Raw genomic sequence first — 12,033 nt, 5'->3', positions numbered from 1 at the left:
CGTTCTGTACGGGACTCACGAGATGCCCAGCTCCTTGTCGATGAGGTCGAAGATCTCTTCGTTGGTGGCGGACTCGATGGCGTCCGGGCCGTCGGCCCCGCCCTCCTTGTCGTCGCCGCCCTCCCCCTCGGCGAGCCGGTCGAGGGCGCCGCGCAGTCGGCGGGCGAGCTCGGACCGGATCTCCCCACCGGCCGCGCCGCCGCGCGCCGCCTCGGCCACGAGCGCGTCGAGCCGGTCCAGTTCGGCGAGGGCCGCGGGAACACCGGTCGCGTCGCCGGGCAGGACCGTGGCGGCGAGGTGGCGAGCGAGGGCCTCGGAGGTGGGGTGGTCGAAGACGAGCGCGGCGGGCAGGCGCTGTCCGGTAGCGGCCATCAGGCGGTTGCGGAGCTCGACGCCGGTCAGGGAGTCGAAGCCCAGCTCCTTGAACGGGCGGACCGGGCTGATCAGTTCGGCGGAGGTATGGCCGAGCACGGCGGCGGCGTGGCCGCGTACGAGATCGAGCAGGACACGGTGTGCCTCGGCGGAGGGCAGTCCGGCCAGCCGGTCGGCGAGCGAGGGGCCCGCCGGGGCGGCGGTCGCGGTGCGCCGCCGTGGGGCGCGGACCAGGGTGCTGAGCAGTGCGGGCACGGGCGTGCCGCTCGCCGCTGCCGCCCTGAGCGCGGCCGTGTCGACGTCGGCCGCGAAGGCGTACGGCGCTTCGGCGCGCAACGCCGCGTCGAAGAGCCGCAGGGCCGCCGCGGTGCTCAGGGCGCCCACACCGCCACGGGCCATCTTGCGCACGTCGGCGTCCGTGAGGTGCGCGGTCAGGGTGCTGCGCTCCTCCCACATGCCCCAGCCGATGGACACGGCGGGCAGTCCTTCGGCGCGGCGCCGGGCCGCCAGGGCGTCCAGGGCGGCGTTGGCGGCGGCGTAGCCCGCCTGGCCCGCGCCGCCGAGGAGGGCGGCGCCGGAGGAGAAGAGCACGAACGCCGCGAGGTCGCTGCCGCGGGTCGCCTCGTGCAGGGCGAGTGCGGCATCCGCCTTGGGCCGCATGACGTGGTCCAGCCGGTCGGGCGTCAGAGCGGTCAGGACGCCGTCGTCGAGGACACCCGCGGCGTGCACGACCCCGGTGAGCGGGTGCTGTGGGTGCACACCGGACAGCAGGTCCGCGAGGGCGGCCGGATCGGTGAGGTCGCATGCCACGACGCGGGCCTCGGCGCCCGCCGCGGCGAGTTCGCCCTGGAGTTCCGTGGCGCCGGGTGCTTCGACTCCTCTGCGCCCGGTGAGCAGGAGATGGCGTACGCCGTGTGCGGTGGCCAGGTGGCGGGCCACGCGGGAGCCGAGGGTGCCGGTGCCGCCGGTGATCAGGACGGTGCCGTCCGGGTCGAGGGGCGCGGGCAGGGTCAGGACGTTCTTGCCGATGTGCCGCGCCTGGCCGAGGTGACGGAACGCCTCGGGGGCCTGCCGCAGGTCCCAGCAGGTGAGGGGCAGCGGGGTGAGGACGCCCTGTTCGAAGAGGGAGAGCACTTCGGCGAGCATGGCGCCGATGCGTTCGGGGCCCGCCTCCATCAGGTCGAAGGCCCGGTAGTGCACGCCGGGGTGCTCGCGTGCCACCGTGTCGGCGTCGCGCACGTCGGTCTTGCCCATCTCCACGAAGCGTCCGCCGCGCGGCAGCAGGGTCAGGGACGCGTCGACGAACTCCCTTGCCAGGCAGTCCAGTACGACGTCGACTCCCCTGCCGTCGGTGGCGTCGAGGAAGTGCTCGGCGAAGTCCAGGGTGCGGGTGGATGCGGTGTGCGGGGCGTCGAGTCCGGCTGCCCGCAGGACGTCCCACTTGGCGGGGCTCGCCGTGGCGTAGACCTCGGCTCCGGCGTGCCGGGCCAGTTGCACGGCGGCCGTGCCGACCCCGCCGGTGGCGGCGTGCACCAGGACCGACTGGCCGCGCTTGAGGCCGCCGAGGTCGAACATGCCGTAGTAGGCGGTGAGGAAAGCGATGGGCACCGCCGCGGCCTGCGCGTAGGTCCATCCGGCGGGGATGCGGGCCAGGGTGCGCCGGTCGGCGACGGCGACGGGTCCGAACGCCCCGCCGAACACGCCCATCACCCGGTCGCCGGGCGCCAAGTCGTCGACTCCGGAACCCACTTCGAGGACGGTGCCCGCGCCTTCGCTGCCGAGCACCGGCTGGTCGGGGTCGAGGCCGAGCGAGACGACCACGTCGTGGAAGTTGAGTCCGGCGGCGCGCACGGCGACGCGGACCTGGCCTGCTTCGAGCGGCGCCTGGACGGTGGTTGCGGGGACGACGGTGAGCCCGTCCACCGCGCCCTGCCCCGCGAGCCCGATCTGCCAGGGCTCGTCCGGCGGCGGCACGAGGGTGCCCTTGGGTGCGTCGGCGGCCAAGCGCGGTACGAGTACCTCGCCTGCGCGCACGGCCAGTTGGTCCTCACCCGCCGCGCGGGCCGCGGCGAGCGCCTCGGTGACGGCGGCGTGCGACTCGGGCCGGTCGTCGAGGTCCACCAGGACGAATCGTCCGGGGTGCTCGCTCTGCGCACTCCGCAGCAGACCCCACACCCCGGACTGCGCCCAGGCGCCCGCCGCTGTCCGGTCACCGGGGTCGGTGCGTACGGCGCCGTGGGTGAGGACGGCCAGGGTGGTGTCCGCGCACCGCTCGTCCGCCAGCCATTCCTGTACGAGAGCCAGGCACGCGGCGGTGGTGGCGCGCAGCAGCCTGGCCGGGTCGCCATCGCCGTCGCCAGTGGAGCTCGGGCAGTCCGTGACGATGAGGGCGGGAGCAGTGGTGTCCGTGTCGGCTCGGAAGGCGGTGAGCGAGGGCCAGCGGGTGGCGTCGTCCGGGGCGACCTCGGGAAGCACGTCGCCGATCAGCCCCCAACTCTCGTACCCCTCGGTGCCATTGGCGGGGGCGGGCACCCACTCCAGGCGGTGCAGTCCGTCCTGGCCGGGTCGTGTCGGGGTCAGGGCGTCGGCCTCGACGGGGCGCAGGTCGAGGGAGGCGGCCGCGAGGATCTCCTGGCCCGCGAGGTCGTACACGGTCAGGGCGACGGCCGCCGGACCGTCGGCGGTGACCCGGGCCCGCAGGCTGGTGGCCCCGGTGCCGTGGACAGTGACGTCGTTCCAGCTGAACGGGAGGCGTGCGGCACCGTCCTGGCCGGGCAGGAGCGCGGCGCTCTGCAGGGCGGCGTCCAGGAGCGCCGGATGCAGGAGGTATCCGGCGGCGTCCGCGTGCTGGCGCTCGTCGAGGACGAGGTCGGCGAAGATCTCACCCTCGCGGTGCCAGGCGGCGCGGATGCCCTGGAACGTGGGCCCGTAGGCGTATCCGGCGGCGGCGAAGCGGTCGTAGAGGTCCGCGGTGTCGACGGGTTCGGCGCCGGGGGGCGGCCAGGCGATCAGGGCGGGGCCCGGCTCCCTGGCCGCGGTGGCGACGGTGCCGGTGGCGTGGAGGGTCCAGGGGGCTCCGGACGCGGCGTCTCCTTCCCTGCGGGAGAAGAGGCTCAGCGCCCGGCTGCCGTCCGCGTCGGCGGCCGTGACCCGGACCTGGACGAGGACGGCGCCCTCCTCGGGCAGGACGAGCGGCGCTTGGAGGGTGAGCTCGTCCACGCCCGTGCCGTCGGCGCCGGTGGCGGCGCGCAGAGCGAACTCCAGGAAGGCGGTGCCGGGCAGCAGCGCAACGTCCTGGACGGTGTGCTCGGCCAGCCAGGGGTGGGTGCGCAGCGAGAGCCTGCCGCTGAACAGCAGCTCTCCGGAGTCGGCGAGTTCGACGGCGGCGCCGAGCAGGGGGTGTCCTGTCGCGCCGAGTCCGGCGGAGGCGACGTCCCAGCTCGTGGCCGGTACGTCGAGCCAGAGGCGTTGCTCCTGGAAGGGGTAGGTGGGCAGCGCGACGCGGGCGGCTCCGGTGCGCGCGAAGACGGGCGTGAAGTCCACCTCGACGCCGTTGGCATGTGCCTGGCCGAGGGAGAGGAGCACGCGGTCCATGCCGCCCTCCTCGCGCCGCAGCGTCCCGGACACCGCGCCGGGTGCGTGCACCGCCTCCAGCGTCTCCTCGACCGCCATGGCCAGTACGGGATGCGGGCTGATCTCGACGTAGGCGGCGAAGCCTTCCGCGGCCAGGGCGCGTACGGCGTCTTCGAAGCGCACCGTGCCCCGGAGGTTGGTGTACCAGTAGCGGGCGTCCATGGCGGAGGTGTCCAGCCAGTCGCCCGTGACCGTGGAGAACAGCGGGATCCTGCCGGTGGCCGGGGCGAGGCCGTCCAGCGCCGTGTGCAGTTCCGTCTCGATCCGCTCCACGTGCGCGGAGTGCGAGGCGTAGTCGACGTCGATGCGGCGGGCCCGGACCCCGTCGCTCTCGCAGCGGGCGAGGAGTTCGTCCAGGGCTTGTGGGTCGCCGGAGACGACGACCGTGGAGGGGCCGTTGACGGCCGCCACGGACAGGCGCTCGCCCCAGGCCGCGATGCGTTCCCCGGCCGCCGCCTCCGTCAGGGCGAGGGACGCCATTCCGCCGTCCCCGGCCAGTCGGGCGGCGATGGCCCGGCTGCGCAGCGCCACGACCCGCGCGCCGTCCTCCAGGGTCAGCGCACCGGCCACCACCGCGGCGGCGATCTCGCCCTGGCTGTGGCCCACCACGGCGTCCGGCACGACCCCGAACGTCTCCCAGAGCCGGGCCAGGGACACCAGGACGGCGAAGAGGGCGGGCTGTACCACGTCGACCCGGTCGAGTCCGGTGCCGTCACGTACGGCACCGGTCAGCGACCAGCCGTCGACGTAGGGCGCGAGCGCGGCCTCGCAGCGGCGCATGGACGCGGCGAACTCCGCGGATTCTGAGAGGAGTTGCCGGGCCATGCCCGCCCACTGCGAGCCCTGCCCCGGGAACACGAACACGGTACGGCCACCGGCGGCCGTGGCGGTGCCCGTCACGACGGGCGCGTCCGGCTCGCCCGCGGCCAATGCCCGCAGGCCCGCCAGGAGTTGCTCACGGCCGCCGACCAGCACGGCGCGGTGCTGGTGGCGGGCGCGGGTGACGGCGAGGGAGAGGCCGATGTCGTCGGTGCGGAGGCCTTCCGCGCGGAGGGTTTCCGCGTCGAGGCCTTCCGTGCCGTCAGTTTCCGTTTCCGTGTGCGGGCTTTCGGTGCACTGGGCCAGCAGTTGGGCGGCCTGGGCGCGCAGGGCTTCGGGGGTCTTGGCCGACAGCGTCCAGGGCATCGGCGTACGGGGGTCGGGGGCCTGGCGCGCGGGCGGCCGCGCCTCGGCGGCCCCTTCCAGGATGACGTGGGCGTTCGTGCCGCTGACGCCGAAGGAGGAGACACCGGCCCGGCGCGTCCCGTCGCCGCCAGGACCGCCGTCCCAGGGGCGTGCCTCGGTGAGCAGCCGTACGTTGCCCGCGTCCCAGTCCACCTGGGGTGTCGGCTCGTCCAGGTGCAGCGTCTTGGGCAGCAGGCCGTGCCGCATCGCGAGGACCATCTTCATGACGCCGCCGACACCGGCGGCCGCCGAGGTGTGCCCGATGTTGGACTTCAGGGAGCCGAGCCACAACGGCCGCTCCTCGGGACGCTGTTGGCCGTACGTGGCGAGCAGGGCCTGCGCCTCAATGGGGTCACCGAGTGTGGTGCCCGTGCCGTGCGCCTCCACGGCGTCGACGTCCCGGGCGCCGAGCCCGGCGTCGTCGAGGGCCGCGCGGATGACGCGCTGCTGGGAGGGCCCGTGGGGTGCGGTCAGGCCGTTGCTCGCACCGTCCTGGTTCACCGCGGAGCCGCGGACGACCGCGAGGACGGGGTGGCCGTTGCGCCGTGCGTCGGAGAGGCGCTCCAGGACCAGCATGCCCGCGCCCTCGCCGAACGCGGTGCCGTCGGCGGCCGCCGCGAACGACTTGCAGCGCCCGTCGGCCGCGAGGCCGCCCTGTCGGCTGAACTCCACGAACAGTTCGGGGCTCGACATCACCGTGACGCCGCCCGCCAGGGCCAGCTCGCACTCCCCGCGGCGCAGCGACTGCACCGCGGTGTGCAGCGCCACCAGCGAGGAGGAGCAGGCGGTGTCGATGGTCAGAGCGGGGCCTTCGAGACCGAAGGTGTAGGCGATGCGGCCGGAGACGATGCTGCCGGAGTTGCCGGTGCCGAGGAAGCCTTCGACGTCCTCGGGGATGTGGGGCAGGAGCCGTACCGCGTAATCCTGCTGCATGAGCCCGACGAAGACCCCGGCGGCCGTGCCGCGCAGCGCGGCCGGGTCGATCCCGGCGCGCTCGATCGCCTCCCAGGTGATCTCGAGGAGCAGGCGTTGCTGCGGGTCCATCGCGATGGCCTCGCGCGGGGAGATGCCGAAGAAGTCGGCGTCGAAGTCCCCAGGGCCGCCGAGGAAGCCGCCCTCGCGGACATAGGAGGTGCCGGTGTGGGCGGGGTCGGGGTCGTAGAGCGCGTCGAGGTCCCAGCCGCGGTCGGCGGGGAAGGGCCCGATGCCGTCGGTGCCGGAGGCGATGAGCCGCCACAGGTCGTCCGGTGTGCGCACGCCGCCGGGGAAGCGGCAGCCCATCGCGACGATGGCGACCGGTTCGTCGGCGCCGGGGGCGGGGGCCGCGCCTGCGCTGTGCGGCGCGCTCGCAGGCGCATCGCTGCCTGCCAGTTCATCGCGCAGCTGGGCGGCGAGCGCGGAGGGTGAGGGGTGGTCGAACACGAGCGTGGCGGGCAGGCGCAGTCCGGTGGCGGCGGTGAGCCGGTTGCGCAGCTCCACCGAGGCGAGCGAGTCGAAGCCGAGGTCGCGGAAGGCGCGTGCCGGGTCGACGGTGTCGCCGGGGGCGTGCCCGAGGACGGCGGCGGCCTGCGCGCAGACCAGTTGCACCAGGGTGCGCAGGCGTTCGGCTTCCGGCTGCGCGGCGAGGCGCTCGGTCAGCGAACCGGCACCGGGCGTGGCGGGTCCGGCCGCCACGGCGCGCCGGACGGGGACCCGCACCAGGCCCCTCAGCAGCACGGGCACCGGCTCGCCCGCCGCGGCCCGGGCGCGCAGGGCCCGGGTGTCGAGCCGGAGCGGCACGAGCGCCGGGGTCTCGACGGTCAGGGCGGTGTCGAAGAGGGCGAGGCCCTCTTCGGTGGTGAGCGGCGGCATGCCCGAGCGGGCCAGGCGGCGCACGTCGGCGTCGCCGATGTGCCCGGTGAGCGCGGAGCGCTGCTCCCACAGGGGCCAGGCCAGGGAGTGCGCGGGCAGGCCGAGCGCGTGCCGTCGCTGGGCCAGGGCGTCGAGGAAGGCGTTGGCGGCGGCGTAGTTGCCCTGGCCGGGTCCGCCGAAGGTGCCCGCGGCGGAGGAGAAGAGGACGAACGCCGCGAGGTTCGACTCCCGTGTCAGCTCGTGCAGATGGAGCGCGGCGTCGGCCTTGGGGCGCAGCACGGTGTCCACCCGCTCGGGGGTCAGCGAGGTGAGGACGCCGTCGTCGAGGGTGCCCGCGGCGTGCACGACGGCCGTCAGCGGGTGCTCGGCGGGGATGTTGTCGAGGAGGGTGGCGAGCGCGGCACGGTCGGCCGCGTCGCAGGCGGCGACGGTGACCTGGGCGCCGAGCGCGGTGAGTTCCTCCGCGATCCCGGCGGCGCCGGGGGCGGCGGGCCCGCTGCGGCTGGTCAGGAGCAGTTGGCGGACGCCGTGCCGGGTCACCAGGTGCCGGGCGACGTGGGAGCCGAGGAGTCCGGTGCCTCCGGTGACCAGGACCGTGCCCTCCGGGTCGAGGGCGGCCGGGACCGGGTCGGCGGCCGGGACCCTGGCCAGGCGGGGAGCGCGCACGATGCCGCCGCGCTGGGCGAGTTGGGGCTCTTCGGCGGCCAGGGCCGCGGCGACGGCCGCGCCCCGCGCCCCGCCGGGCTCCCCGTCGACCGACTGCGGGTCCGGGTCCAGGTCCAGGAGGCCGAAGCGCCCGGGGTGTTCCGACTGGGCCGAGCGCACCAGGCCCCACACGGCGCAGCGGGCCGGGTCGGCGGGGCTCCGGCCGGGGTCGGTGGACACCGCGCCCCGGGTGACGAGGACGAGGCGGGTGCCGGAGAGGCGTTCGTCGGCGAGCCAGGTCTGCAGGGTGTCCAGGGCCTGGTGGACGGCCGCGTGCACGTCTCGCAGTTCATCCGGTACGTCGTCGGGGGCGCCGCCGGGCATGGACGGCACCGGCAGGAGGGCAACGTCCGGGGCGGCGGCACCGGCGTCGAGTGCGGCGAGGAGAGCGGTGATGTCGGCGTGAGCCGTCGGGGCCGCCGCAGCACCTTCCGGTATGGCCCAGTCGCCTTCGGGGTCTTCGGGGTCTTCGGCGCCGATCACCGCCCAGACGGTGTCCGGGCGCACCGCCGGGCAGCTGGCCTCCACCCACTCCACACGGAACAGCGCGTCATGGTGCGCCGGTTGCCCGGCAGGCACCGCGGCGGGCCGCAGCCGCAGGGAGGCGACGGAGGCGACGGGGCTGCCAGTGGCGTCGGCGGCTTCGAGCGCAAGGGTGTCCTCGCCCGTGCGGGTGAGGCGGATGCGCAGGGCGGCGGCGCCGGAGGCATGCAGCGTCGTGCCGCTCCACACGAACGGCATGCGCCCGCCGCCGCTCCCCTCGTCCGCCGCGTCGTCGGCGGTCAGCCCGCTGGCGTGCAGGGCGGCGTCGAGCAGCGCCGGGTGCAGGGCGAACGCCGTGGCGTCCTGGCGCGTTTCGGCGGGGAGCACGGCCTCGGCGAACAGCTCGTCGCCGAGCCGCCAGGCCGCCGTCAGGCCCTGGAAGGCGGGGCCGTAGGCGAAGCCCCCCTCGGCGTAGCGCTCGTACATGCCGTCGAGGTCGAGAGGGGTGGCGCCGGGCGGGGGCCATGCGGTGAGGTCCGCGCTCGTGTCCCGCGCGGGGGTCGGTGCGGTGGGGGTGAGGACGCCGGTCGCGTGGCGCGTCCAGTCCTCGTCGGTTTCGGGGTCGTCGGGCCGCGAGTGCAGGGTGAGGGCCCGGCTGCCGTCGGGGCCGGGGGCGTCTACGGACAGGCGCAGCATGACTCCGCCGAGGGGCGGCAGCACCAGAGGTGCTTCGAGGGTGAGTTCGTCGACGTGGGCGCAGCCGGTGCGGTCCCCGGCCAGGACGGCCAGTTCGAGGAAGGCGGTGCCGGGAAGCAGGGCACTGCCCTGCACGGCGTGGTCGGCGAGCCAGGGGTGGGTGCGCAGCGAGAGCCTGCCGGTGAGCAGGAGACCGTCGCTGTCGGCGAGGGTGACGACCGCGCCGAGGAGGGGGTGGCCGGAGGGGACGAGTCCGACCGAGGCCGCGTCTCCCGTGGGGCCTGCGCCGTCCTCCAGCCAGTAGCGCTGCCGTTGGAAGGCGTAGGTGGGCAGGTCGACCCTGCGGGGGTGCAGCCCGCCGAAGACGGCCTGCCAGTCGACGGGGACGCCGCGCGCGTGCAGTTCACCGAGGGAGGTGAGGAAGCGTCGCGGGCCGCCTTCGCCGCGGCGCAGGGTGCCGGTGGCCAGGGCGTCGGTGGCGGCGGCTGCGGCGGTGTCCTGGAGGGCGCCGGTCAGCACGGGGTGCGGGCTGACTTCGAGCAGGACGCGGTGGCCGTCGGCGAGCAGGGCGCGTGTGGTCTGCTCGAACTGCACGGTGTGGCGCAGGTTGGTGAACCAGTACGCGGCGTCGAGTGCGGTGGTGTCGAGGAGGCCGCCGGTGACCGTCGAGTAGAAGGGCACGTCGGCGGTCCGGGGCGTGATGTCCCGTAAGTCGGTGTGCAGTTGGTCGCGGATCGCCTCGACCTGGGGGCCGTGCGAGGCGTAGTCGACGTCTACGGAGCGGGCTCGTACGCCCTCCGCGTCCAGGGCGGCGAGCAGGGCGTCGAGCGCTTCGGGGGCGCCGGAGACGACCACGGATTCGGGGCCGTTGACGGCGGCGACCGCCAGCCGCTCGCCCCAGGGCGCGATGCGTTCGCGTACGCGGTCCACGGGCAGGGACACCGAGGCCATGCCGCCGTCTCCGGCCAGCGCGCGGAGCGCCTTGGCGCGCAGCGCGACGACCTTGGCCGCGTCGTCGAGGGTCAGCGCCCCGGCCACGCAGGCCGCGGCGATCTCGCCCTGGCTGTGCCCGGCCACGGCGTCGGGCTCGACGCCGTGCGCGCGCCACATCGCGGCGAGGGAGACCATCACCGCGAACAGGGCGGGCTGGACGACGTCCACGCGGTCCAGGCCGGGCGCGCCGGGTGCCTCGCGGATGACGTCGGTCAGGGACCAGTCGACGTGCGGGGCGAGGGCGTCGGCGCAGGCGTTCATGCGGGCGGCGAACTCGGTGGAGCTGTCGAGGAGTTCACGGGCCATGCCGGGCCACTGGGCGCCCTGGCCGGGGAAGACGAAGGCGACCGCCTCGCCCGGCCGGGCGGCCCGGTGCGCCCCAGCGTCCGCGTCGGCGTCGGTTCCGTCGGCCAGTGCGTGCAGCCGGTCGAGCAGGGCGTGCCGGTCGTCGCCGACCAGGACGGCCCGGTGCTCGTGTGCCGCGCGGCGCGTCGCCAGGGTGTGGCCGACGTCCACGGGGTCGAGGCCGGGCGTACTCTCCAGGTGGGCGTGGAGGAGGGCCGCTTGGGCGCGCAGTGCATCGACGCTGCGGGCCGAGAGCACCCAGGGCAGCGGGCCGGTGTGCCGGGGGCGGTCGGTGGGCTCTTCGGCGGCGGGTGCCTCGTCGGCGGCTTCGGCCTGTTCCAGCAGGACGTGGCCGTTGGTGCCGCTGACCCCAAAGGACGACACGGCGGCACGGCGGGGACGCCCGGTCGCGGGCCACGGGACGGTCTCCGTGACGAGCCGTACGGTCCCCGGGGACCAGTCGACCTGTGGTGTCGGGTCCTGGGCGTGCAACGAGGGCGGCACCACCCCGTGCCGCATGGCGAGGACCATCTTGATGACACCGCCCACTCCGGCGGCGGCCTGGGTGTGGCCGATGTTCGACTTCAGGGAGCCGAGCAGCAGCGGCTGCCCTGCCGAGTGCGCGCGGCCGTAGGTGGCCAGCAGCGCCTGGGCTTCGATGGGGTCGCCGAGCGGGGTGCCGGTGCCGTGTGCCTCGACGACGTCGATGTCGGCTGGGGCGAGGCGGGCGTTCTCCAGGGCCTGCCGGATGACGCGCTGCTGGGAGGGGCCGTTGGGGGCGGTGAGGCGGCTGCTCGCGCCGTCCTGGTTGACGGCGGAGCCGCGGACGACGGCGAGGACGGGGTGGTTGTTGCGCCGCGCGTCACTGAGGCGCTCCAAGAGGAGCATGCCGACGCCCTCGCCCCAGCCGGTGCCGTCGGCGGTGGCCGCGAAGGACTTGGAGCGGCCGTCGGAGGCCAGACCGTTCTGGCGGCTCATCTCGACGAAGGGCACGGGGGTCGACATCACCATGGCGCCGCCGGCGAGGGCGAGCGCGCAGTCGCCGTGCCGCAGCGCCTGGCAGGCCAGGTGCAGGGCGACGAGCGAGGAGGAGCAGGCCGTGTCGACGGAGACGGCGGGCCCTTCGAGGCCGAAGGTGTAGGCGATGCGGCCCGAGGCGACGCTGTCGGAGCTGCCGTTGCCGAGGTAACCCTGGATGTCGTCGGGCACCTGGCCGAGGCGGGCGGCGTAGTCCTGGTACATCACTCCGGCGAAGACACCGGTGCGGCTGCCGCGCAGGGTGTGCGGGTCGATCCCGGCGCGCTCGAAGGTCTCCCAGGTGGTCTCGAGGAACAGCCGCTGCTGCGGGTCCATGGCGAGCGCCTCGCGCGGGGAGATCCCGAAGAAGGCCGGGTCGAACGCGGCGACATCGTCGAGGAAGCCGCCTTCGGCGCTGTAGGTGGTGCCGGGGCGCTCCCCCGCCGGGTCGTGCAGGGCGTCGAGGTCCCAGCCGCGGTCGGCGGGGAATCCGGTGATCGCGTCGGTGCCCGAGGCGACGAGCCGCCACAGGTCCTCGGGGGTGCGTACGCCGCCGGGGTAGCGGCAGCCCATCGCCACGACGGCGACCGGTTCGCGGTTCCTTGCCTCGGCCTCGCCGAGGCGCTGCTTGGTGCGGTGCAGGTCGGCTGCCGCCCGCTTGAGGTAGTCCCGGAGCTTGTCGTCATTCACCGTGCATCGTCACCTTTGTGTGCG

Annotated in this window: 1 protein-coding gene; it reads right to left on the bottom strand. The window is 75.2% G+C overall.

Annotated elements, in window-relative coordinates; translation table 11 throughout:
• Positions 1 to 15: 15 nt before the first annotated feature.
• A complete protein-coding gene (locus AC068B_RS28415) occupies positions 16 to 12,009 on the bottom strand; it encodes an SDR family NAD(P)-dependent oxidoreductase (protein WP_478674455.1) in 11,994 nt (3,997 codons plus the stop codon).
• Positions 12,010 to 12,033 lie beyond the last annotated feature (24 nt).

This window comes from Streptomyces sp. NPDC042371 (assembly GCF_056437465.1).
Note: the sequence above shows the minus strand (reverse complement) of the source record. Positions and strands in the feature narration are given on the sequence as shown.